General features: G+C 69.4%; 19 protein-coding genes. 7 read left to right on the forward strand and 12 right to left on the reverse strand.

The window, feature by feature from the left end:
- The first annotated feature begins 160 nt into the window (after window positions 1–160).
- The 3 genes from ACFQV6_RS01425 to ACFQV6_RS01435 all read left to right on the forward strand — a co-directional run bounded on the left by ACFQV6_RS01425 (window position 161) and on the right by ACFQV6_RS01435 (window position 2629).
- Window positions 161–877, forward strand: a complete 717-nt coding sequence (locus ACFQV6_RS01425; protein WP_378025419.1) for an MBL fold metallo-hydrolase — start codon at window positions 161–163, stop codon at window positions 875–877.
- Window positions 878–887: 10 nt separating this feature from the next.
- Window positions 888–1550: a hypothetical protein gene (locus tag ACFQV6_RS01430; RefSeq protein WP_378025420.1), complete on the forward strand. Its 663-nt coding sequence runs from the start codon at window positions 888–890 to the stop codon at window positions 1548–1550.
- 65 nt (window positions 1551–1615) lie between these two features.
- Window positions 1616–2629: a hypothetical protein gene (locus ACFQV6_RS01435; protein ID WP_378025421.1), complete on the forward strand. Its 1014-nt coding sequence runs from the start codon at window positions 1616–1618 to the stop codon at window positions 2627–2629.
- A gap of 25 nt (window positions 2630–2654) precedes the next feature.
- On the opposite strand, the gene ACFQV6_RS01440 is transcribed toward ACFQV6_RS01435, so the two are convergent.
- The 5 genes from ACFQV6_RS01440 to ACFQV6_RS01460 form a co-directional block, all read right to left on the reverse strand.
- On the reverse strand, window positions 2655–3662 hold the full coding sequence (locus ACFQV6_RS01440) for a hypothetical protein (RefSeq protein ID WP_378025422.1): 1008 nt from the start codon (window positions 3660–3662) through the stop codon (window positions 2655–2657).
- 322 nt (window positions 3663–3984) lie between these two features.
- Window positions 3985–5196, reverse strand: coding sequence for a beta-ketoacyl synthase N-terminal-like domain-containing protein (locus tag ACFQV6_RS01445; protein WP_378025423.1), 1212 nt, complete (start codon window positions 5194–5196; stop codon window positions 3985–3987).
- A 35-nt stretch (window positions 5197–5231) separates the two neighbouring features.
- On the reverse strand, window positions 5232–6995 hold the full coding sequence (locus tag ACFQV6_RS01450) for a trypsin-like peptidase domain-containing protein (RefSeq protein ID WP_378025424.1): 1764 nt from the start codon (window positions 6993–6995) through the stop codon (window positions 5232–5234).
- 140 nt (window positions 6996–7135) lie between these two features.
- Window positions 7136–8116, reverse strand: coding sequence for a pyruvate kinase (locus ACFQV6_RS01455; RefSeq protein WP_378025425.1), 981 nt, complete (start codon window positions 8114–8116; stop codon window positions 7136–7138).
- Window positions 8113–8643 carry an NUDIX domain-containing protein gene (locus ACFQV6_RS01460; protein ID WP_378025426.1) on the reverse strand — a complete coding sequence of 177 codons (531 nt, stop codon included), beginning with the start codon at window positions 8641–8643 and terminating at the stop codon, window positions 8113–8115. The genes ACFQV6_RS01455 and ACFQV6_RS01460 overlap by 4 nt, the downstream gene beginning before the upstream one ends.
- Window positions 8644–9270: 627 nt before the next feature.
- Between ACFQV6_RS01460 and ACFQV6_RS01465 the strand changes: the two genes are divergently transcribed.
- Window positions 9271–9813, forward strand: a complete 543-nt coding sequence (locus ACFQV6_RS01465; RefSeq protein ID WP_378025427.1) for a hypothetical protein — start codon at window positions 9271–9273, stop codon at window positions 9811–9813.
- 320 nt (window positions 9814–10133) lie between these two features.
- Window positions 10134–11987 carry a cellulase family glycosylhydrolase gene (locus tag ACFQV6_RS01470; RefSeq protein WP_378025428.1) on the forward strand — a complete coding sequence of 618 codons (1854 nt, stop codon included), beginning with the start codon at window positions 10134–10136 and terminating at the stop codon, window positions 11985–11987.
- Window positions 11988–12019: 32 nt separating this feature from the next.
- Here ACFQV6_RS01470 and ACFQV6_RS01475 read toward each other — a convergent pair whose 3' ends face one another.
- From ACFQV6_RS01475 to ACFQV6_RS01505, 7 genes are read right to left on the reverse strand one after another with little or no spacing between them, the layout of a single operon-like run.
- Window positions 12020–12853, reverse strand: coding sequence for a PIG-L deacetylase family protein (locus ACFQV6_RS01475; RefSeq protein ID WP_378025429.1), 834 nt, complete (start codon window positions 12851–12853; stop codon window positions 12020–12022).
- Complete coding sequence (locus ACFQV6_RS01480; RefSeq protein ID WP_378025765.1) at window positions 12850–15390, reverse strand: glycosyltransferase; 2541 nt, start codon at window positions 15388–15390, stop codon at window positions 12850–12852. Before ACFQV6_RS01480 ends, ACFQV6_RS01475 begins: the two co-directional genes overlap by 4 nt.
- Window positions 15391–15392: 2 nt before the next feature.
- Window positions 15393–17630, reverse strand: coding sequence for a hypothetical protein (locus tag ACFQV6_RS01485; RefSeq protein WP_378025430.1), 2238 nt, complete (start codon window positions 17628–17630; stop codon window positions 15393–15395).
- Window positions 17631–17686: 56 nt separating this feature from the next.
- A complete protein-coding gene (locus ACFQV6_RS01490) occupies window positions 17687–18793 on the reverse strand; it encodes a glycosyltransferase family 4 protein (RefSeq protein ID WP_378025431.1) in 1107 nt (368 codons plus the stop codon).
- Window position 18794: 1 nt separating this feature from the next.
- Complete coding sequence (locus tag ACFQV6_RS01495) at window positions 18795–19736, reverse strand: glycosyltransferase family 2 protein (RefSeq protein WP_378025432.1); 942 nt, start codon at window positions 19734–19736, stop codon at window positions 18795–18797.
- A complete protein-coding gene (locus ACFQV6_RS01500; protein WP_378025433.1) occupies window positions 19712–20842 on the reverse strand; it encodes a glycosyltransferase family 4 protein in 1131 nt (376 codons plus the stop codon). The genes ACFQV6_RS01495 and ACFQV6_RS01500 overlap by 25 nt, the downstream gene beginning before the upstream one ends.
- Window positions 20843–20860: 18 nt before the next feature.
- Entirely contained in the window at window positions 20861–21754 is an 894-nt protein-coding gene (locus ACFQV6_RS01505; protein ID WP_378025434.1) for a glycosyltransferase family 2 protein, read from the reverse strand.
- A gap of 305 nt (window positions 21755–22059) precedes the next feature.
- Between ACFQV6_RS01505 and ACFQV6_RS01510 the strand changes: the two genes are divergently transcribed.
- Both ACFQV6_RS01510 and ACFQV6_RS01515 read left to right on the forward strand, forming a co-directional pair.
- Window positions 22060–22737, forward strand: coding sequence for a class I SAM-dependent methyltransferase (locus ACFQV6_RS01510; protein WP_378025435.1), 678 nt, complete (start codon window positions 22060–22062; stop codon window positions 22735–22737).
- A 44-nt stretch (window positions 22738–22781) separates the two neighbouring features.
- On the forward strand, window positions 22782–23879 hold the full coding sequence (locus ACFQV6_RS01515; RefSeq protein WP_378025436.1) for a cellulase family glycosylhydrolase: 1098 nt from the start codon (window positions 22782–22784) through the stop codon (window positions 23877–23879).
- Window positions 23880–23998 lie beyond the last annotated feature (119 nt).

Consider the following 23998-nt stretch of genomic DNA (forward strand, 5'->3'; position numbering starts at 1 on the left):
ATGCCGGCAACCGGGCCGAGTTCTTGTGTGGATTGGCGGGCGGATACGTTCGACTCGCGGTCAACGGCTACGTGAATTGGTCAGTGTGGACACGGCATCGGGCCTTGGAGGAAAGTTGAAGGTTGCATTTCTCGGTACGCGGAACGTCGACCCTGAGCGGGTGACGTCGTTGGGCCTTGTGGTTCAGGGCCGTGAGCGGCATTCGTTGATCGACGTCGGGCCATATGCGGTGCAGGGGTTGAAAAACCTCGGCCTCACCCCGGACGATATCGGGCTCATCTTCGCTTCTCATGATCATGCGGATCATTGTGGCGGTGTGCCGGCTTTCATCATGACGTGGCTTCTGGGTAGTGCCAGTCGGCCGGAGAAAGTGGATTGGGCGGTCCCGCACGAGCGTCTCGCGATGCTCGACTACGCGCGCAGCGGTTATCCGATTTTGTTCGCGGGTTCAGGTCCTCGGCGCATCGACGTTGTTACCAGCGACGTCACATTGGGTGAGACCAGCTACGAGTGGTTGAAACTGGAACACGCTGTTGAAACGTGGGGCGCGCGCGTGACACAGGGGCCGGTCTCTCTCGCTTACATCCCTGATACCGCCGCTGCGGGACTCGCGCCGCACCAATCCCGGCTCACCGGAATCGACGCCGTGGTCTTGTCTGTATGGGGTCCGTCCTCCAAAGCCGAGGACGCGCAGCGTTTCAAGTTTCCGGTGGCGAGTGAGGTCGGTGAGCTAGCGGCGCAGTGGGGTGTCAAGCGTATTTTTGTGCAGCATCTCGCAGATCCGTCCGATTACCACATGGTGCAGCGTGAGATAGCGTCGAGCTTTGATGGTGAAGTTATTTTCCCAGAAGTGGGCGAGTGGATTGACCTCAGCTAATTCAGCATCAGTGAATTCGGCATCAGTGAATTCGGCATCAGTCAGTTCGGCGATTGAACGGATCAGCGGGCTGGATTGGCGTGACGCGAATGAACTGACCGCGGTTCTGCCGGACGTTCTTGAGGGTATTGCGCGGGAGCCTGAGCGAATTCGAGACCTCGTGGCGTCCGGCTCGCAGCGGATCGAGCAGTTCCCTAACCTTTACAAGGTGGTCCTGGCCGAGTCTGACGGCGGTCCGTCGTTGCGGTTGCACGTGTTTCCCTCCGCAGCCCCGGGGAGCCGGCACAGCCACCGGTGGGTGTTCGCCTCGCGCGTGCTGACCGGCCGTCTTCGCCACCTGCTGTTCGAGGAGGACGTGACGTATGAGCAGCGGCCCGTGGGGGCCGAGCCACTGGTGTCCGCACGTGTCGAACTGCCCGGGAACTCGTATGTGCTGTGGCCGTCGCATGTCCACTCGATCGAGGCGCTCGAGCCGGCGCTGACGCTGGTGATCAGAGGGCCGGAGTCTCGCCAGGAGCGTTTTGTGCACATACCCAACGGTGATCGAGGCTGGAGCCGTCGGTACAGCGCGTCCAGCGGTCTGCCCGCGGGTGCTCCGGTCGAGCCGGGTGTTCGCGCCAAACTCATCGAGCAGGTCCTGGGCCAGCTCGAGGGTGGACCGTTGCGGGCGTAAGGATGTTCGCCGCTTCTGACGCCTTCCTCGCCAGAGTTCAGGTCGTTGCACCCCACCATGATCGGATGGGCGCTCTCGCCCGGCCATTCATCGCTGAGATGAAGGCGGAAGGGCTGTTCGCCCACGATCCGCTCTGGATGCGGGAGTCCACGAGCCAATACGTCGGTCAGATCGTGAAGATCGCGAAGTGCTGCGCGTCGACGGCGTTCGTGCTGCACATGCATCACTGCGCGGTGGCTTTCATCGACGTCGTCACTCCCGCCGGCAGCCGTGGTGTCCTGTCGGACGTGAGTGGTGAGGAGACGCCGATCCTGTGCTCGATGAACAGCGAACCAGGGATGCACTACCGCCGGCAGGCGGTGCGCAGTTCAACGGTGGAGCCCTCGGGGCCCGGGACTGTGCGGGTCCGGGCCAGGAAACACTTCTGCAGCGGGGTGGCGAACGCAGATGTGGCGTTTTCGCTGGTCGGCGACCGTGCTCGGCAAGCCGTCTCCGCCGCGGTTCTGAACGTCGGCTCGGACGGCTTCGACATAGGTGAGCCGTTCGAGATGCTCGGCCTGCGAGCCACCGATTCACGGGGCGTGCTGATCGACTCCGTGGTGCCGGAGAGCACGGTCCTGCCGATCGCCGGCCAGTTGCCCACGCATTTATGGGGGATCGGCTACGCGGCGATTCTCCACGGGATCGGTGTCGCGACGACGGAAGCGATCGAGTCCGACCGGGATGATCTCGCGGGAGACGGGCGATGGGGGGACAGGGAGGCGCGGATGTTCGGCGGCCTCCTGGAGCTTCAGGAGACGAGTGCCGCGGTGCTCGATCGAGCGACGTCCCCGACGTTCCGGAGTGATCCGCGTTCGACGCTCGTCGCGCGTGCGGCGGCTGAGAGATTCGCGGTCTCCGCGACGCAGACAGCGCTTCGCCTGGTGGGCGGGCAGGCTGCCGCGATGTACTCGGGATGGTCGCGCCGGCTCAGAGACGCTACGACGGCGAGCCTGCTGCCGCCGACCGTGGACCGGGGACATCTGGTTCTCGGCAGCGAAGGCGACATCCGCCCGGTGGACACCATCGTGGCGGTATGAGTCCGCTGGATTCCAGGTCTTGGCCTCAGGCGAGCGTCGCGAGGTTCTCGATGGGGCGCAGGAATTCCTCGCGGGTACCGGACCAGGCGGGATTCGGCTGGATCTGCTCCGGGAGCTGCGACAGGATTTCATGGCGCTGCGACACGGGATGATCCATCGCGGCGAGACACACTTCGAGGAAGCGGCGACCCACGCCCGAACACAAACGCTCCGCCGTCATGGTGTTTACCTGCGCCGCGTGGGAGACGATCTCGGCTTCCAGGCGCATGCTCATATCCTGGATTCGCGATGCGGGGAGCCGCGTGACGCCGGCCTCGGTCGTCTCGATGACGGCGACGCTCTGTACGAGAGAACCGAGGTCGCGCCCCAGATGGCCCCAGAAGTCGAGCCCGGCCGAATCAAGGTTCAATCCGTCGTGAAGCCGAAAACACAGATGCTGATAGCGCTTCGCGGATAGTTCGTCCGGATTGGAGAGAATGCTGTCGAGGTTGAAGGACTGTACGAAAATCAGGCCGGCCGTTTCGGTGGGATACGGGCCGTGCACCTCGTTGTAGAAGCGGTGCAGCAGCCAACCTCGGCTTTCCGCGGAGGCCGCCATGAGCGCGCAGAGATCGAAGACCTGATGCGTGCTGTCGGTGTGCCAGGGTCCGGCGGCGAACTCGGTGACCAGGCCGGGATTCATGGCACGGAAATTGATGCTGCCCTCGTTCGCGAGCAGGTCGCCGCGGCCGCATGCGAAGCCGTCGAGGAAAGAGTTGGCAAGCTCGAACGCGGGTGACTCCGGTGGCGCATCGTGAAGTGCCAGAGCCGCGTAGTAGTAGAGGTTGAGGAAAGCCGTAGGGCCCCAGGGGAGGGCGAATCGAGGGGGTGCCGGGCTGCTGCGCGCCACATCGACGAGGAGCCGCAGGGCTGCGCGCACTCCGGGGACGGCCTGCCACGCGGAAATGGGCCAGTGCCCGTCGCGAAGCTTGCCGCTGCCGGCTGATCGCAGCAGGGAGACGAACCGCTTCGCTACCTGCGCTCTGTCGTCCAACGTACTTCTCCGTCCTCGGGTCGCAGTTCCGCCCATGCCGGTGAGACGGCCGGCCAGCTGTCCGGGTCGACGACGCAGCTAGGTTTGCAGAGATGAAGCGCGGCCACCGTCGCATGTGAGCGCGCCGACTTCGCGAGCACGATCACCGCGGCCGCTGCCCGGAAGTTCAGGACCTGAGAGGGATCCCAACTTCGCACCAGCAGAACACGACCGGCAAGCTCGGTCGACACCGGCGACCCGCGCTGGATTTCGTGCAGGTGTCCTTGCGCGCCCTGATGAATGAGGAACCTGGCGGGGACGGAACCCCTCGTGGGTGTCGTCATCAGCGTGCGGCGGTCTCGGCGGCGGCCGGAGTCGCATCGCCGGCTGGTGTTTGCCTCAGCACGCCGAACGAAATGTTCCCACCGAAGCCGAACGCCGCGTGCAGCCAGTGCTGAACGCCGGATTCGGCCCCGTCCGGCTGGTCCAGCGTCGAGGGCAGTCCACCCGGTGGCGGAAGATGCTCCACGGCGGAGGCCGACAGGGCAGCGATCTCGAGTATGGGGCTCGCGCTTCGGCAATGCCCGAGCAGCGGCTTCAGCGCTGACACCCGGCGAAGGTTCGGCAGCTCACGAAGGACGTCTGATTCGAGGCGTGAACATTGCGGCGTTCCGCTTCCATGAGCCAGATACCCGGACACGTCGTGGCGATCGAGGCCGGCGTCCTGGATCGCGCGCGACGCGGCCGCGATGGCGACTGACGCATCCGGTCGCAGCGACGTCGCGTGGTAATGGTCGTTGGCCGCCGCCGTGGCGAGAAGCTGCGTTCTCGCTTGCGAAGGTCGAGGGCTCATCACCAGAGCGCCGGCGCCCTCGCCGATGGAGAAGCCTTTCGAGGACGCGTCGAAGGGCCGGCACACCCGGTCGGGCGGCTCGTCCAGCTGCAACGGCCCGAGGGCGGCCAGGGAGTGCACCGATGGGTGATCGACACCGATGTCCGCTCCGATGACAACGACGTCGGTCGCCGCTCCCGTCATCAGCAACGACCTGCCTACATGGAGTGCGGTCACGCCGCCGGCGCATGCGGCCGAGAGGAACATCGACGGTCCGTTGAACCCGTACTGCTGAGCCACACTGCTGAGCAGGGTCGACGGCAAGGCGCGCACGTAACGCCGCCGGAGAGACAGCTCGGACTCGGAGAGGTGGAGATCGCTGCTGGCCTCGAGATCACCGCGGGCGCTCGTCAGGATGACGCACACGGCGGGACCGGGGCGCCAGCCCGACTCCAGGGCACTCTCTATCGCCTCGTCCGCGACGTACCGAACCGCCTCGGCATATCGTGTCTGTTCGCCGTTGTCCTCGCCCGGCGCCGGGACTGGTGCCATCCAGAAGGGGACCGTGCCGGGCCCGAGATGTGATCCGTATGTCGCGGCGTGGTGCCCGCCGGCCAAGCCCTCGATCAGGGCCTTCGTACCCCAGCCGTAAGCCGACACCGCACCGAAACCGTGCATGTTCAACGGTGGGCATCGAAGCGACGTCAGTCGCGTATCCGGCATCCTCGAACCTCCAGCATTCCCGCGCCCGGGCCACGTCAGTCACTTGTCTCAATGAGGTCTTGAACCGCGGCGCGCCACAGCTCGACGTACTCGTCCTCGCCCCGGTCCTTGGCGTCGCGTGTGGCAAGGCGGTACGCGTTGATCAAACGTGTGGCGGCACGTGTGACCGCGCTGCCGGGCTCCTGGCTGCGAGCGGCGTAGTCGAGAAGGAAGAAGACGCTGGCGATCGTGCCGGCGGTGCCCGCTGACACATCGAGCTGCTTCACGCCGATGGCGGAAAGATCATCGGCAATCTGCTGAAGATCATGAACGCCGGTACGCCGGAGCCCGTAGGACACCATCAGGCTGGATGTGGCGAGCTCTTCACCGCCTACGGTACGAGGAATACCGCCCCTGGATTCGACCTGTTCTTCGACGAATCGGAGGAAACGGCGGCGAACCCGTGAGGATCGGGCCAGTACCTCGGGTGCGAAGGCCACCACGTAGGCGGTGTACGCCGGTGCGTACGACGGGTCCTCGTGCTCGCCGCCCCGATAGAGCCAGGTTCCGTCGTCCCGCTGGCGGCGGGCAAGCCATTCGAGGGCCTCGTCGACGCATTGCTCCGCGTCGGATTTGAGCTTTTCGCCGGTTCCATGATCGAAGAACGACTCGATCGACGGCCAGGCGAGCAGGCACTTCGTCATGGCGTCGATCACGTACGCCGTGGCCAGCGTGTTCGGCTCACCACCGATGGCCTCGCCCCAGCCGCCGTCGGCGTGCGCGGTCTTCACCAGGAACTCAAGTCCGCGGGCCACCACACGCGAGGCTCCCTGGATCTCGATCAGGTAGGACAGCGCCGATCCGGTGTGGCGCGGGTTCGCGATCTCTATGTCGTTGGGCTCCACCAGCGGCGTGGCGGACACCGTGCGATGCAGTTGCCCGAACGCGCCGCACGAGGCCAGGTACGACGCCATGATCGAGGGCAGACTTTCGGCGGCGAACGCATCGGCCGAACCAGCGCTGACGCGAGAGAGGGCGAGCGCGGCCCAGGAGGTCACACTCAGCGCCCGTTTACCGCTGTGGCTGCCGGGCGCGCGCGCATCGGTGGAGAAGACGCCCTCCTTCGGTATGAAGGATCGGCCCCACGCACCGTCGTCGTATCTGTCCTGGAGCACATAGGAGACCGCCCACAGGACGCGCTTGTCGTAGGTCTCTTCCGGCCTCGGTCCCAGGGCGGTCGCGGCTGCTTTGATGAGCTGGGTGCCCGGCAATCCGAAGGCCAAATCGCTGTCGCGATAGTTCGGCGACTGCCAGACCGCGGCGACCATGCCGACTGCCGTCCACGTGCCGTTGACCTGTACGAGAATCGGGGCTCCGCTCATACCCCGGTCGAGCGAGGGCGACTGGAGCTGAAGCAGCTGCTTCGGCGAGCCCGACGCCCGTGTGACCTGCCCGAGGATCGAACCTCGGGAGTACAGGCCATCGAAGTCATCGGCATGGCGGTAGCCGAACGTCACGAACGGCGCGTCCGGGCCGGCGCTGGACAGCGGCACTGCGTAGGCGGCGGACGGCGAGGAGAGCTGGAGGATCGCGAGATCCTGCTCCTCGTCCTCATGGACGAGAACCGCGTTCTGGCTCTCGCCGGAGAACGGGAAGGACACAACAAGCCGGCGTGGCTCGTCGCGTACCACGTGCCTGCTCGTGAACACCAACTCGCTGTCGATGGCGAAGCAGGAGCCGACCGTGTTCGTCGCGCGGTTGACGACCTTGCCGACCGCCCGCTGGAGCAGGCGCTCGGGGCTCTCATGTGAACTCGTCATCGTCCGCACCTTCGCAGTGGTGGCCCCTACGCTGCCCGGTCGCCGTGCCGGTCGTTCCTTTCGGTCGATGTCCCCAGCCTAGGTGTGCTCCTCGGCACGGGGAAGATCGCTGCGGCGGCGGGGTAGCCGCGCGGGGATGCTCAGTCCTGGAACGCCGACGCCAGTGCGGCCAGGTTGCTGACCTTGCGCTCCAGAGTGGTCATATCTCCGGAACCGGAGAGAAGAAACGTCCGTACGCCGACGTCCAGCAGAGCCGAGACGTCCGCCGTGTCAGCCGCACTGGGTGCGCCGCCGTTCTCCAGCGAGTCGAAGATGAGGGAGCCGACGTACGCCGTGACCCCCTGACGCCGAGCGGCAGCCAGATACCTCTGGACGGTCTGCCGCGTGCGGTCCCCACCGAGGCCGGCGTCGAGATCAGCGCGACCGATGAGGATCGCCGAGGTCGCGCTGAGGATGCCCTGAAGCGCCTCGACGTCGAGGTCCTCTTCCAGCTTGGGCAGCAGGACGGCCGGCCCGAGCCTCTCACTCGCGAGTCGCAGCTGGGCGGCGCTGGACACCCACGAGAGGACGATCGTGACCGGCATCCGCACCGACACGTCCCGCACGAGCGCCTCGTCCGCCGGGGAGATGGCGAAGCGCCCGGCCGGGCCGGCCTCAGCGACGGCGATCGACCGGCCGGGCGTGACCCTGCCACCCCGGACCACCTCGCACGTCGCGTGCCGGTCGGCCACTCCGACGACCCTCAGCCGGATGGTGTTGTCGGCGATGGACAACTCGCTGTGCGGGGCAACGATCTTCCAGAAGACCGGGTCTTCCACGTAGATGTCGGCCACGGTGGACCCGTCCGACGCTGTCACGGTCGACGAGGTGGCGATGTCCGCCAGCCCCGGCCGTAGTCCGGAGACCCTCGGGCGGGCACCGGGAAGATCCAGCCAGAGGACCCGCGGCCACCCGGTGCGGGTTCGCAGGTCGTCGAGCAGTTCGAGCATGGCGACGGTCTCGGTCGTCGATCGGCTCTTGGCAATCACGCGGACGCCGGTCAAACCGAGCGGAACGAGTCGTTGCAGCGCAGCCATACGCCCGTCCGTGCAGTCAGGAATGGTGACCAGAATGTCGGTCACGCGGGAATCCGTTTGCCGAAGCGGCGAGCGATCCGCAGTAACGTCATGGCGATACTGTCTTCCTCGACAAAACCGTCGAGCACCATGTCCGGCACCTGGTCGAGAGGCATTCGCACGACTTCGATGTCTTCGCCGGGCTCAGTGTCCTGACCGACGAAACTGAGATCGGTCGCCAGGAAGTGCCAGACGGTGTATTTGAACTTCAGGACCGGTCGTGCGGCTTTGAGTAATTCCCAGCCGAGCGCCTCGCGGCCCGCTTCTTCCCGGAACTCACGCCGGGCTGCCGCCTCTGCGGACTCACCGGCCTCGACCCGGCCCGATGGGACGCGATAGACCCGCCGGCCCACATCCGCCCGGTACTCCCGAATGAGCAGGACCGCATCGTCCGCCACCCCGTAGACCCGCACGACGTCGGGGGCCTGGACCTGTTCATGCGTCTTGACGGTCCCATCCGGATAGGTGACGGGCGTCAATAAGACCTGGAAATGCCGGCCCGCCCAAGCGACCTGGGGCACCCCGTTGTCCATGTGGGTTCCTTCTGCGGCAGAAGATAGACCGTGCGCCATCGTAGACGGTCGCGGCTATGGCGCCTAGCGTCCGCGGCGGCTGTCTCGAGCCGGTGACAGCCCCGCGGTGAAGACTCCGTGGTTACCGGGAACCCGCTTGCCGCCTCGATCCGCTCGTTGTATTCAGCCACTCGTTCGAGTGATTATCGCGGGTTCGTGCTTACGACACCCCCACCATCAGGGGCGGCAAAAGCTTTTGTACGCGGCCCGGTAACCTGTCTGCGGAAAGTGCCCGCCGACACGGATCGGATCAGAGGGCATTTCGCATTTTTGACTCGTTGTCTGCGGCCCCCCTTTAATGCAGGCGCGACGTTTGGCCGTCACGCAGCCGGTCCGGACAATTCTGCGGATGTCGCGAGAGCTGACGAGCGGCGAACCATTTGATTCACATCGAGCAGGAGAGCCAGAGTGGTCAGAACATTTAGCCCCCGTCGAGCCGGTTTGAGCGCCCTCACCATGGTCATGGTTGCGGGGCTGACGGTGGGTGTGGGATCAAGTGCATACGCATCTGATCCGTTACCGGCCAATGGGCGGGGATGCTCCCTCAGTGAGATCGGTAAGCAGGTCTACCGGGTCGACTCGGCGCAGGTGTCACCGGTAGTGACCCACTTCACCAGCTTCTATGTCACCCGTGGCACGCTCTCGGAGAACACTTACAACCTGAACGTGGTGAACAACGTCAGCACCACGATCAACGGTCACGAGGAAGCGTCGCAATCACTGTTCGGGCTGGTGAGTCGCTCGGCGGGATTCGCCGTGCAGACGGAGAACGCGACCACCGACACCGAGGAGACGTCGGTCAAGTGGTCGTTCAACAAGCCCGGCTACTACGGCCTCTACAAGGGCACCAGGCGCGTCAGCGGGACCTTCACCCGGGCCACCTGCAACGTCGGCTTAGGGCTGCCCAGGTATTCGAACCAGGGCAGTGGGACCTACTCCACCTATGGATATGTCGAAGAGGGCACCATCACCTGCGACGATGTCCTGCCGGTGGGAACGGTGCGCAAGGCCGCTCAGGCCATGCTCGGCTGTGCCGCTCGGCCGGCCGCGGTCAAGCCCAAGCCCAAGCCGAAGCCCGTGCCCAAGCCGATCGCCAAGCCCACGCCTCCCCGGAAGCGTAGTGCTCATTAGTTGAACTAGGCGGTAACGGACGGGGCTCGGCAGCGTTTGCTGCCGGGCCCCGTCCCTGTTTTTGCCACGAACCTTCTCAACCCGGCATCCAGTCAACCCGGCATCCAGGCACGGCTGCACCCGGCACGCCACCGGACGGCAGCCGGCCGGCAACTGTACCGGTGCTGATCGGTCCTTGTGACCATTCGGCACCGGAGCGTCAACCATTTCGCACTTCCAGCCCTCGGGACCAGGCCGACAGGTCTTGCAACGCGACGAACGGCTCTCATCACGGCCGTCCACAACGGAACTCGTCGCAGCTGACCCGAGGGGACCTCGTCTTGGCTTTCCGTGCCTGGATCACTGCTGCTGGATCGGCGACCATCGCGTGCACCGCGCTTGTCGGCGGGCTCGCTTCCGCACCGGTGAGCGCCGCGGTGTCCACCACTGCCGACGCTTACAACGCCGCCGTGCTGGCCGACAAGCCGCGACTGTACTGGTCTCTGGACGAGGCGAGCGGACCCGTTCGCGACCTGACCGGCACCGCCGGTGCGTCCACCATGGCCGGTGGCACGCTCGGGGTGGACGGCGCAGCCGGCAAGGCGGTCGCCTTCGACGGCAACGGTCAGCGGGTTCAGGTGCCCTACTCGGCCTCGATGCGGCTGCCGGCCTCCTTCACCGCCGAGGTCTGGGCGAAGCTGCCGAGCGAGCCGCAGACCACCGGGTGGCCGACCATCTTCAACCGCGGCCGCGTCGACGCGAAGCACTACGGCACGGCGATGTGGGTCTCCTCCGACGCCAAGCACCAGGTCGCGTTCAAGCGCAACGGCACCGACGTGCTGACCTCGCGTGGCCTCGACTCGGCCCGCTTCCACCACCTCGCGTTCACCTATGACAGCGCCGCCAAGCGGTGGACCTGGTACTTCGACGGCACCCGGGACACCACCGGGGTGCTGTCCGGGCTGGCCGGCACCGACACCGAGACAGGGCCGCTGCTGATCGGCGCCATGCAGGCCCTCAACGGCTCGGCGGTGAACCCGGGCAAGCTCAGCGTCGACGGGCTGGCGTTCTACGGCTCCGCGCTGACCGCCGGCCAGGTGGCCAACCACTACGCGGCGGCCACCAGCGGCTCCACCGCCCCGGCCCCCACCACCACGACGCCGGCACCCAAGCCGACCACCACGACGCCGGCCCCCAAGCCGACCACCACGACGCCGGCGCCCACGACGCCCGCCGCGCCCGCTGCCAACGGCCGGTACGTCGGTGGCGTGGCCGTCGGTGCCAATCAGCCGTGGAACACCCGCCGGGCCGCTGACTACGCCGCGATGGGCGCGGCGAACTCGACCTGGATCCGCAGCGACCTGGGCTGGGCCTACCTCGAGCCGATCAAGGGCGACTGGCGCTGGAACTACTTCGACCAGGTGATCGCCGACACCAAGGCGAACAACATGCGTTACCTGGCCGTCCTGCACACCGTTCCGAGCTGGGCCAACGGCAATGTCGGCGACTACGGGATGCCCAGTGACCTCAGCCTGATGACCAACTACTGCTACCAGACCGCCAAGCACTACATCCCGATGGGCGTCACCGAGTACGAGATCGGCAACGAGATCAACCTGCCGCACCCGGGCTGGGCGACCAGCGGCGCCACGTACGCCAAGAGCTACCTCACGCCGTGCGTCACCGGTCTCCGCAAGGCTCAGGCCGAGCTCGGCGCGAAGATCACGATCGTGTTCGGCTCCGTGGCGCCGACCGAGTGGACCGGCGGCACGGACCCGGCGACCTTCATCAAGGACGCGTACGCCAACGGGGCCAAGGGCAAGTTCGACGCGATGGGCTGGCACCCGTACTCCGGCGGTGACCTGGCCCGGAGCAGCCGCAACGTGAACGACGTGTCGGCGCAGCTGTACAACCTCATGGTGGCGCAGGGCGACGGCGACAAGAAGATCTGGGCGACCGAGTACGGCATGCCCACCGGCGGCGACGCCTCGGTGAGCGAGCAGACGCAGGTCGACTACCTCAACAGCGTCTTCGACACCTGGTACGCCAAGCCGTTCGCCGGCCCGCTGTTCTGGTATTCCGCGCGCGACTCCGGCACGTCGAGCACCGACCGTGAGCAGCACTTCGGTGTGCTCCGGGCGGACGGCAGCGCCAAATTGGCGTACGCCGCACTGAAGTCACGCATGACCCGATAGCTGATGAGACGGCGGTGATGGGCCACGGCCCGTCACCGCCGTTTTCGGCGTCCCGGCGTGCGCACCGGGAGGAACAGCTCTTCCGGCTCGCGGAACGCGGCCAGGAAGTCGGCGTCGAGGTAGCTCCACGACGGCTCGCCGGTCAGGTTGGTGGTCTGGCTCGCGTAGGCCCGGATCGCCGCCTCCTTGTCCCGCAGGTACGGACCGCACGGCACCCGCCACCAGCCGCCCCGGACCGCCTGCCGGACCGCCCACGCACACAGTGCGGGTCGTTCGGCGGCGGGCGTGTCGAGGAACCACGGGCCGGAGTGCCAGGCCCAGACGGGGTACGCCAGCACCAGGCACCGGTGCCCGGCCGCGTCGAGGGCGCGCAGCGTGGCGTGATGCACGGCACGGTGGTCCGGATGGTCATCCTGAACCGCGGGGACCAGGGCCACCTCGGGACGCCGCTCGGCGTGCAACGCGGCGATCGCCTCGGTGAGAGGCGCGGCGTTCCTCGTCAGCGTGGTGTCGGCGAAGCCGAGCTGCCGGACGTCCTGATCCGGCACGCCGAGCCGGGTGCACGCCGCGGCCAGTTCCGCGGTGCGCAACGCCGCCAGCTGGTCCGGAGACAGCACCGACGACTCGGTGCTGTGCCGCCCGTCGGTGGCCACCACCACGGTCACCGGAACGCCGCGGGCCCGGGCCCGGGCGATCAGGGCGCCACAGCCGAGGGTCTCGTCGTCCGCGTGGGGCGCGATCACCATCAGGGACCGGTCGGCCAGCGCGCCGACTGCTCGCTCCGCTCGGGCGGTGACCGCACGACGCCACTGCCGGCCGCTCACTGCCAGCAACTGGCGGCCCCGCCGCCGGACTGACTGCCTCACTCGGTGAGCCCCTCTCTCGGTTTCGGTGTGTTCGCCGGGTCGCGCAGGGCACGCGCCAGGATCGGCAGGTAGCCGAGCGCCAGCAGGACCTCCCCGGCGAGCAGCGCGGCACCGATGGCGTTCACGCCTCGGCCGGCCAGCATCAGGGCGGCGACCACGCACGTGCTGTAGGCCCCGACGGACAGCAGGCAGAGCAGCCGGATCTGTCCGGTGGCCAGCAGCAACGTGCTGCCGACGTAGCCGACGGAGCTCAGCGCCGCCGCCGAGGCGACCAGGATCAGCAGCGGGTAGCCCTCGGTGTACGGGCCGCCGAACAGGCCCAGCAGCGGGCGCCCGAGCAGAACCATCACGGCCAGCATCGGCACCTGCGTCACGGCGCTCAGCCGCAGCACTCGCTTGACGTGCTGCCGGGCGCCGGCGGGGTCGTGGGCCAACTCGGCGAACAGGCTGCGCCCGAGCGCCTGCGGCACGAACAGCAGCACGTTCGCGACCAGGGAGGCGATGTAGTAGTGAGCCGCGCTGACCGGGCCCAGCCGGGCGGCGACCAGCACCGGCATCAGCAGCCCCGGAGTGATCAGGATCGCGGTGGCCACGTAGTTGCCGGCCGCGTACCGCCACATCTCCCGAAGCCTGCTGCGGCTGGCCGCGAAGCGCGGCGCCAGACCCATCCGGCACAGCGAGATCAGGTAGACCGGCAGCGCCACCGCGGCGGCCGCCCAGTAGGCGACGAAGACACCGAGCCCGCCCAGGCTGACGAGCAGCAGCGGAGCGGCCAGCCGGGCGGTGACGACGACGGTGTTCCGGATGAGCACCTGGCCGCTGCGGCGCATGGCGACGAAGACGTTGTCGTAGAAGAGGCTGACGGCACCGAGCGTGGTCAGCGCGATCAGCGCCAGCCCTTCGCCCACCCGGCCCGATTCCGTCAGGCTCGGCATACCCGTATGGAGCAGCGCATAGGCCCCTGCGCCGATCAGGGCCGCGCCTGCCACCACACTCAGGCCGGTGTTGACGAGCCGGCGGGGATCCGACGTCTGCGGCAGGTACCGGATCGCCGCGTTGTTCATGCCGAGCAGTGCCAGGTTGGCGATCAGGGTCGTGGCGGAGATCGCGGCGCTGGCCCGCCCGACGTCGGCCGGGCTGAACAGGTGCGCCACGAGCTGCCAGAAGAGGAAGCCGCCCCCCGCCAGCTGGATCGTGGCGAGCAGCAGCAGCATCGAGTTGCGGAGCAGGCTGTCGGCCAGGGCGGTCCGGCAGCGCTCCGTCAGGGTCCGCACGATCGACGGGGCCGGCGAGCTCGTACGGTCGCGATGCCGATCGACGGCCTCGCGATATCCGTCGCCCACCGCCCGCGCGTGCGCCTCCAGGCTGAACTCGCCGGCCAGGCCGGCTCCGGCCTCGGCCAGCCGGTGGCGCAACCCGTGATCGCTGAGCATCCGGTCGACGGCCGCCGCCAGCCCGGCCACGTCGCCGGGCGGCACGAGCAGCCCGGTCTCCTCGTGGCGGACGATCTCGGGCAGACCACCGACGGCGGAGGCGATCACCGGTGTACCGGCCGCGAACGCCTCCAGGCAGACCAGCCCGAACGCCTCCGGGCACCGTGACGGGACGATCACCACGTCCGCCGCGGCCAGTTCCCGCTCCACCTCGGCGGGGTCCAGCCAGCCGGCCAGCTCGACGCGTCCAGCGAGGCCTCGCTCAGCGATCTGCTGCCGCAGCTTCCCCTCGGCCGGCCCGGAGCCGACGATCGTCAACGTCACGCCGGGGTGGTCGCGCGCCACCACGGCCAGGGCGTCGATCGCGATCTCGACTCCCTTGAAGTGCTCGAGCCGTCCGACGAACAGGAGCCGCGACGCCGTCCCGGAACCGGGTTTCCGCGCGCCGCGGTGGGCTGCCGCCCGGCCGTTCGGCGCCACCCGGGTCGGTGCGAAGTCGCGGGCCAGCTGGTCGGCCAGGAACCGGCTGGGCGCCAGGAAGACGTCCACCACCCGCAGCCGTTGCCGCCACCGGCGGCCCAGCAGACCGGCGCCGAGAAGCATGGCCGCTCGTCCCCGCCAGGTGATCCGGCGGCGGCCGGCGGGCGTCGTCGTGAAGTAGTGGTCCGGCAGGCACCACCGCGCGGTGGTGCGGACGTACAGCTCCGGCCCGTGCACGGTCAGCACCGTCGGAGTGCCGGCCAGCACGTCCAGCGCGGCCGGAGACAGCAGGCCCACGGTGTGCAGGTGCACGACGTCGGGCCGCCAATCCTCGACGACCCGCGCGAGCGTGTCCCGGGCCGCCGCGTTGGTCAGCTGACCGGCGAGCCGGGCGAGCGGGCCGGTGCGCCGCTGTTGCTCCCAGGTGATGTCGCTGAACCGGGCGCCGGCGCCGTCCAGGTCGCTGGAGAGCACCCGCACCTCGTGGCCGGCCGCCCGTTGCAGACCGGCCAGGTTGGCGAGCTGCCGTTCGGCGCCGCCGGCCAAGGTGCCCAGATTGATCACGTGCAGGATCCGCCGCGGGCCGTCGACCGCCAGCCGCGTCGTGTCCTCGTCCGCCGTCATGGTCACGGGTTCACCTCGGGGCCGTAGACGCGGCTGGGTCCGTTCGCGTACAGCAGGGGCCGGCCCGCGGTGACGCAGTGCAGGGGGAAGCGGTAGTTCAGCACCCGGTCGCCGGCGAGCGTCACGGCGTCGGCCTCGTTGCCGTGTACCGACAGCAGGACGAGGTTGGCGGCGGCCGGCAGGGCGCCGGGGACCAGGCCCTCCTCCGGGAACAGTGCCGTCATGGCGCGCAGGTTGGAGGTGCCGGGGTCGTCGGACACCACCCAGCTGGCGCGGGGGAGGGTTCGGCGTACCCAGGCCATGGTCGCCACGTCGGAGGACGAGGCGTACGCGGCGCGGTAGTAGGGGCCGGTGTTGTTGAGGTTCAGCTGCGGCACGTACCCGCCGGTGAGCTGCGGCACCAGGCCGACCATGGCGAGCAGGCAGCCGAGCACCACGACGTGGACGGCCGCTCCGGCGGCGGCCCGGGCCCGGCCGGTGAGGCGGGTGGCCGGCCAGGTGAGCGCGAGGATGATCAGCGGCGCGAACGGCAGCAGGATCTGCTGGTAGAGCCGGAGCAGTCCGTAGCTGTCGCCGAGTTGGGGTGCGACGAGCAGTGCCGACAGGACGACCAGGCCGGCGGCGGACAGCTCGGCGTGGACACCCGCTGTCGGCCGCGGCCGGCGCGAGCGGTACAGCCACCACCAGAGCAGGGCGCACCCCAGCACCGCGCCGCCCTGGAACAACCCGGACGAGAGCAGCAGCCGCAGTTGACGGTTGAACGCGCCCGGCTCGACGCCCAGCCGCGCCATGGTCGCCCCGGCGGCGGTCAGCCGGGCCGTCTCGCTCGGCTGGACCCGCGCCCGGCATCCGGGCGGCGCCGCGGACACCGCATAGATGCTGCTGCTCCGGCGGACCATGCCGACGTACCGGGCGAACACCTCCTCGTCGGTCGCCGCGCGACCGGCGGCGACCGGGGCGTACTGGTTCGCGCCGGTCTGGGCACTCCGGCCGGAGGTGACCGAGGTGGCGGCCTCGCCGAGGCTGGCCGCGAAGGCCGGCGCGCTGCCGGTCAGCACCGCCCAGGCGACGGCCATCGCCACCAGCGCCAGAGCCGGGCGGCCCCAGCCGGCTGCCCTGCCGGGCGGGATCCACCGGCGGCGCACCCGGCGGATGCTCCACGCCGTGACCAGCAGGGCGATGGCCACGTAGGTGGTCGTGTAGTGGGAGACCGTCATACCCGCGCCCATCACGGCCAGGACCGTGGCCCGGCGCCGGTACCCGTCCCGCGTGCACCGCAGGTTCAGGGCCGCGACCGAGAGGAACACCAGCGCGATCTCCTGCCGGTTGATCATCGGCATGTCGTTGACGAACGCGGGGAAGGCCACGAAGACGCCGCCGGCCAGAACCGCACCGCCGGCCGGCAGCAGGCGCCGGGCGTAGAGGAAGGTCGCGACCGGTACCAGCGCGAAGACGGTCTGGAAGCAGACCCGGTAGACGTCCAGGGCCGCCACACCCAGCAGCCGCGACAGGAACGCCGGCAGCACGGTCAGGCTCAGGCAGGAGTTGAAGCCGCTGAAGGGCCCGCCGGGCCGCCAGGCATCCTGCCGGAGCACGTCCACCAGAACCCGGTATTCGATCTTGATGTCGTGGCCCGAGACACCGGCGCCCCGCAACGAGGTGGCGAACAGCACCGTGAGGGCCGCCAGGTACAACCCGGCCGCCGCGGCACCGGGCCGGCCCCGGCGTGCGGACCCGGCCGCCGCGAGCAGGGCCGCCGCCGCCAGGCCGAACGCCATCTCGGTGAGCGCCGGGCCGCCTCCCTCGTTGAGCCGCCGCGCGCCGGCCACCGCCAGTGCCACGGCCGCGGCACCGCAGGCGATCGGCGCCGCGCCGGACAGGCCGGGCAGACGCCAGGTCCGGCCGTCGGCGAAGCGGTGCGCCGGGCGCCGGACTGCCGCGACAGCGAGCAGCAGGATCAGCGTGTCCAGGGCGGCCAGGCAGCCGGCCGGGCTGAGTGCCCGCCCACCGATCAGGGCGAGCGGGAGGGCGGCGACCATCAGCGCGACGAGGGAGAACGCCACCGCGTGCAGCAGCCACTCCCAGCCGCGGCGGGAGATCCCCAGCAACCGCAGGGTCAGGGCGCCCGGCAGGATCAGGGCCACCGGCAGCCCGATCGCCGCGCGCGGGCCGCCGGCACCGGTCAGCACCAGCACGTTGGTGATCATCAAAGCGGTCGGCGGCAGCACGACGGTCAGCAAGTCACGGTGGTGGTACGGGACACGGCCCCCACCGCGCCCGCCCACCGCCGCAGCGGTCATCCGCGGCCCGCGCGGACGCGGTCGTACAGCTCGTCGACCGCCGAGGCGACCGCCGGCCAGGTATAGGTCGCGGCACGGCGGAGCGCGGCGTCGGCCATGCGCCGCCGCCGGGCCGGATCGTCCAGCAGCGCACGGATCGCGGCGCCCAGCGCGGCCGGCGTCGGCTCCTCGACCGGCAACGCGGCGTCGCCGGCCGTCTCCACCAGCTCCGGCAGCGCCGAGCAGACCACCGGCGCGCCGGTCGCCATCGCCTCGAGCAGCACCAGCGGCTGGCCCTCATGAGTGGACGGCATCAGTACGAGCGTCGCCCGCTGATAGGCGGCCGCCAGCTCCGCGGGTGCGAGCCGCCCCTCGAACCGCACGCCGGTCAGGCCGAGCCGGGCCACCTGCGCCCGCAGCGCGGCCCCGTCCTCGCCGTCGCCGACGACACGCAGCGTCACGTCCCGGGGCAGGTGGGCCATCGCCCCGACCGCGGCGGCCACGTTCTTCTGGGCGGTCAGCCGGCCGGCGATCAGCAGCTCACGCGGCGCCCGGCCGGCGAACGGGCCCGGCGTGAACACCTCACCGTCGACGCCATTGGGCACCACCGCCACCCGCTCCGGATTAAGCCCGAACCGGGCGACGACCGTGCGGCGCATGGCCTCGGTCAGGCAGATGACCAGGGCCGCCCGGCGCAGGAAATGCGCGTACAGGGTGCGCTGGTAGAGCGGGAGCAACAGCCTGCCGGCGGTCGAGGAGGGACGCACCATGAGGTGGACGTGGGCGACGTACGGCACGCCGCGCCACCCGGCGCCGAACCGCACCATCTCCGGCAGCAGCGCCTGCCCGACGTGGACGTGCACCACGTCCGGCCGTGGCTCGTGCCGCAGCAGGCGCCCGGTCAGCCGGGGGAGCACGGGTGTGTTGCCCACCCGCCAGGCGCGGTCGCGGAAGACCTGCAACCGGCCGTCCTGCTGCCGCCGCGGCATCGTGCGGGCGTCGATGTCGGAGGTGTAGACGGTGACGTTGTGCCGCCGGGCCTGCATGGTCGCAAGCTGCTGGGCGACCAGTTCCTCGCCGCCGAGATGCGGCGGGAACAGGCCTGCCACCTGGACGATCTCCACCTCACGCCACCCGCGGGCGCGGCCCGGCCGGGATCCGCGAGCGGCCGGTGACCTGCTGGAGCAGAGCGTGCAGCACGCCCAGGCCCCAGCCGGTGTTCTTCACCAGCCAGCCGAGCAGCATCAGCGGCAGCAGGCGCTGAGCCGGGCGGGCCAGCAGGGCCACGACGACCGTCTCGGCCACGCACAGCGCGGGATAGATCAGAAAGAGCCAGGGCGAGACGTACGCCAGCGCGGCGCTGCCGATCATCGCCACCGCCGGTGAGTAGTCGACGAGGCGGGCGTCCCCGGTGTGCAGCGTGTAGCGAACCTTCCACAGCCCGTACCGATACATCTGCCGGAAATAGCCGGTGACCGTCGGGCGGCTCTCGTGCCACACCCGGGCGGCCGGCGCGACCGACCAGCGGCCCACCCGGCCGGTGAACTCGATGTCCTCGGCGTGCACCCAGCGCTCGTCGAACAGCTCCGAGGTGCGCCCGGTGTGCACCGCCATGTTGCAGCCACCGACAAGCAGGTTTCCCGAGGCGGCGATGCGGCGCACGGTGTCGTCGTTGACCGCGATGGCGGCCGCCAGCTGCCCGGCGTGGTCGGCCAGCACCGCGCCGCCGACGACCGCCGCGCCGGTGTCCGCGGCGAACGCGGCGAGCACCGCGGCGGTCCAGCCCGGCTCCGCCCACGCGTCGGAGTCGAGAAAGGCCACCACCGGGTGGCCGGCCGCCGCGATGCCCAGGTTGCGCCCGCGCGAGATGTTGTGGCTGCCGTTGCGCAGGATCCGGATCGGCAACCGGCCGAGGTACCCGCCGGCCAGCTCCCGGGACGCGTCGGTGGAGTCGTCGTCCACGATCAGCACCTCGGCCGGCTGGTGCTCCTGGGCGACCAGGGAGTCGAGGCACGCTCGGAGGGTGGCGGCGCTGTTGTAGGTCAGGACCACAACGGTGATGTCCACCGGCTTCCCTTCGCGGAGATGTGGATGGGGTCGTACAGGTCGATCAACGAGCGGCGGCCCGCCGCGGCGTCGAAGTGGGTCACCGCGAGGTGCCGCGCGTAGGCACCCATCCGGCGGCGCAGCTCCGCGTCGCCGAGGATCTCGTCGACGGTCCGGTCCAGCACGGCCGCCTCCGGGGGGACCAGCCGCAGCAGCCGGCGGTCCACGTCGAACCCCGTGTAGCCCGGCCCGTCGCTCAGCACCACGGGCGTACCGCAGGCCATCGCCTCCTGCGCGGCGAGCGGGAAGGTCTCCCCCTCGGACGGCAGGACGAAGACGGCGGCCGCCCGGTAGAGGTCGACGAGCTGCTCCCGGGTCAGCGGGCCGAGGTGTGTCACGCCGGCCGGCAACGGCTCAGCCGGGCGACCCGGACCGGCCAGCACGATCTGCCGACCCGGACGGGCCAGGTTCAGCACGTGCCGGTAGCCCTTGTTGTCGGCGATCCGGCCGACGAAGAGAACGATCGGCTCGCCGCCCGGCGCCACTCCGGCCGGGGTGAAGACGTCGGTCTCGACACCGATGCGGCCGCGGACGATCCGCTCGGCCGGCACTCCGGACGACCGCAGGTGCTGCTCGGACAGCGCGTGGTAGCAGACGAACCGGCTGACCCGGGGCCTCACCCAGGCGCCCGCGTACCGGTCGACCAGGTGTTCCACCCGGTTCACCAGGCCGTTGGCGTGTGCCCGCGCGCCCACGTGCTGGGTCAGGTACAGGGGCCGGCCCGCCGCCGTGGCCAGCAGGGCGGCGGTCTGCGGCAGCTGGTAGAGCACGTCGTGCAGGTGGACGAGATCGCTGCCGGTCACCAGGCGGCGCAGGCCGCGTACGGCCCCCGGCCCGATCACCGGGTAGGGGATGCCGAAACGTCTCTCGATCACGTTGGTCATCGGCAGCCGGCGCAGGTCGTACCCGTCGCGGATCTCCGTGGCCGGAAGCGACCGGTCGTGCCGGCCGGTGGCCACGACCACGTGGTGACCCGCCGCGGCCAGCAGCCGGGCCTGGCGCTCGGCCACCACCTCGACGCCGCCGACGTGCGGCGGGAAGTAGCTCGAGACGATCAGAACACGCACTTCACGCCATATCTCGCGTCACACGACCACGCGCTCGGCAACTTTTTCGTCCTGCCAGGCGGCGCCGGCGGCTTTCCGCTCGGGAACGGCCGGCAGTCCCTCCGCTTCCAGCCCGGCTGCCTCCAGCCCGGCTGCCTCCAGCCCGGCTGCCTCCAGTCCGGCTGCCTCCAGCTCGGCTGCCTCCAGCTCGGGGACGGGCGGCATTCCGCCGACCCGGCCGAAGGTGCGCAGGCGGTGGGCCAGCATGTGGAAGGCGACCATGCTGCCGTCCCGCAGGCCGCGCATCTTGGTCTGGCCGCCCCGGGGCAGGTAGTCGATCGGCAGCTCGCCGCAGCGGTAGCCGCTGCGGAACACCTCGAGCTTGAGTTCCTGGGAGAAGGCCATGCCGCCGGCGCGCATCCGCAGGCCGTCGAGAACGCGCCGGCGAAAGATCCACATCCCTGACTGGGAATCGCGGAACGGTGACCGGAAAAGCGTGCGGCACATCATGCTCAGCGCGTGGTTCGCCCATTTGTGAGAGGCGCTCATCGAGCCTGGTGTGAGGCAGTCCAGGCGGTCCGTAGACAGGAAGTCCAGCTCATCGCGGAGCAGCACGCTCAGGGTGTCTGGAAGCGTCGAGAAGGGATACGTCAGGTCTGCGTCGCCGGTCGCGATGACATCACCCGAGCAGTTGGCGAACCCGGCCTTGTATGCGTTGCCGTAACCGCGCACCGGTTGCACGATGACTTTCGCGCCACTTTTTCGCGCCAGTTCCGCGGTGCTGTCGTCGGAACCGTTGTCTACTACGAGTACTTCGACTTCGAAGCCCATCTTGTTGAGTCGATCGACTGGTATCGCTCGCATGGTCTGAGGGATGTTCTCCTGCTCGTTGAGAGCCGGGATAACGATCGACAAGGTGGACAGCTTGTGCATTTCCTGGCTCCAAGGCGCTTATCTGGACCATGCGCAGAGAAGTGAACACCATGCGTCGAGCAAAGAGGTTGATATAGCTGCGAAATGGGTAAGCGAGTCTAATTTATTCACCGTAGGGGTGGTTCATCCGCTCGGCGGCGTCACTCGTCGGCTACTGACACGCTGAAAAGCGAGTTCCGCTCACGGAATGGGCCCGTAACCCTTTCGAGAAATCCGTCACGGCGGCCGGGGTACCCGGATAACTTGGGACGGCCGGACCGGCCGTACGGGCGGTCCGGCCGATTGCTGATTGCAAAGGGGAAGCGGTGCTCGAAAATCGCTGGGAGACCTTCGCCCGGGAAAACGCGGAGTGGTACATCTACACCGCGCCGGACGTTGATTTCACCACGGCGGAGGGCCGGTCGTTCTTCGACCGATCCGGCCGGGAGGACGCGGCGCAGATCCTCGCCGAGGCCGGTCCACGCCTGACCGGGCGCGGCCGGGCGCTGGAGATCGGCTGCGGGGTCGGGCGGCTGACCATGCCGGTGTCCGAGCGGTTCACCGAGGTGCTGGCCGTGGACATCGCGCCGACGATGCTGCGCAAGCTGGCCGACAACGCGCAGCGGGCCGGGCGGGACAACGTCCGCGGCTTCCTGTCCCACGAGCCCTGGGACACGCAGGGGCCGGTCGACTTCGTGTACAGCCTCATCGTCTTCCAGCACATCGCCGACTGGAGCGCCATCGTCGAGTACTTCACCCGGATCGGCTCCTGCCTCGCGCCGGGCGGCGTGTGCTGGGTGCAGTTCGACACCCGGGCGGTCTCGCTGCCGTACCTCGCGGTCAGCCGGCTGCCGGACGCGGTGCTGCCCCGGCCTTGGCGCAAGGGGATCCGCCGGGTACGCCGGTCCCGCGACCGCCTGGTGGAGCTGTTCGAGTCGTGCGGACTGCGGGTGGCCAGTGAGCTGCGGCCCGGGGAACGGCACGCCTTCCTGTTGACCCGATAGACGTACGCCCGGCCCGCACCGTCCGCAACGCCACGGAGGCAACGTTGTTTCACTCGTCCACTGCCCGGGTTCATGACCGGCGTACCCGAACGCGCCGGCTCGCCCCGGCCTTCGCGTTCGTGCTCGCCGCCGCCGCGATGACCGGGGGTCTCCAGCCGGCGAGGGCGGCCGAACAGGATTCGGCGGTCCCGGCCGGGTCGACCGTCGCCGGGCTGGCCTTCCCCGGGTCCGGCATCCTGTACAAGCCGGCAGCCGTTGCCGAATCCATGCTCGACCGTACGACAGCGCTGGGCGCCGGCTGGGTCCGGTTCGACGCCGCGTTCGCCGAGATGTCACCGGAGCGCGGCACCATCAAATGGTCCGGGCTCGACCGGTTGGTTCAGGCCGCGCGGGACCGCGGCCTGAAGGTGCTGCTGGCCATCGGTACGACTCCGTCGTGGGCCCGGCCGGCGGGCACCGACTGGAACCACGGCCCGGTCGACGAGGCCGGGCGGGCGACGTTCCGCGCGTTCGCCGTCGAGGCGGCCACCCGCTACCGGGGCAAGGTCGCCGCGTACGAGATCTGGAACGAGCCGAACCTCGGCGGCTCCTGGAACCCGCAGCCGTCACCGGCCGCGTACCTGAGCCTGCTGTCGACGACCTCCGCCGGCATCAGGAGCGCCGACCCGGACGCCGACGTGATCTCCGGCGGCACCGGCCCCAGCGAGCCCGGCGAGAAGGCCCTCGAGCCGCTGCCGTGGTACCGCGCCCTCTACGCCGGCGGCTTGCGGTCGATGATCGATGGCGTGGCCGTGCACCCCTGGCCGCACAGCGACCGCGTGGACGTCGGCGAGATGGCCCAGTCCTTCGAGATCCGCAAGGTCATGGACGCGAACGGCGACGCCACCAAGCTGATCTGGGGCACCGAGACCGGCGTGCCAACGGCCGGCGCCTACTCGATCACCGAGTCGGCCCAGGCAGCCGTGATCCCCAAGCTGTACGACCGCTGGAACGCCCTGCCGCACCACGGCCCGCTCTTCTACTACACGCTCACCGACAACGGCGGCACCAACCGGGAGGACGCTTTCGGCCTGCTCCGCGTCAACGGGTCGGAGAAGCCCGCGTTCGGCACCCTGAAGACCTGGATCAGCAGCAACCGCTGATTCGCTCCACGTTCGGCAACGAGTACGAGTGCCCCGGTCCGCGCTTTCGCGGACCGGGGCACTCGCGTTTACGCAGGCTGATCCCAGCCGTCGTGCTGGCAGTGGCCGCCGATCCGCTA

The sequence above is a fragment of the Actinoplanes sp. GCM10030250 genome (assembly GCF_042666575.1).
Taxonomy (GTDB): domain Bacteria; phylum Actinomycetota; class Actinomycetes; order Mycobacteriales; family Micromonosporaceae; genus Actinoplanes.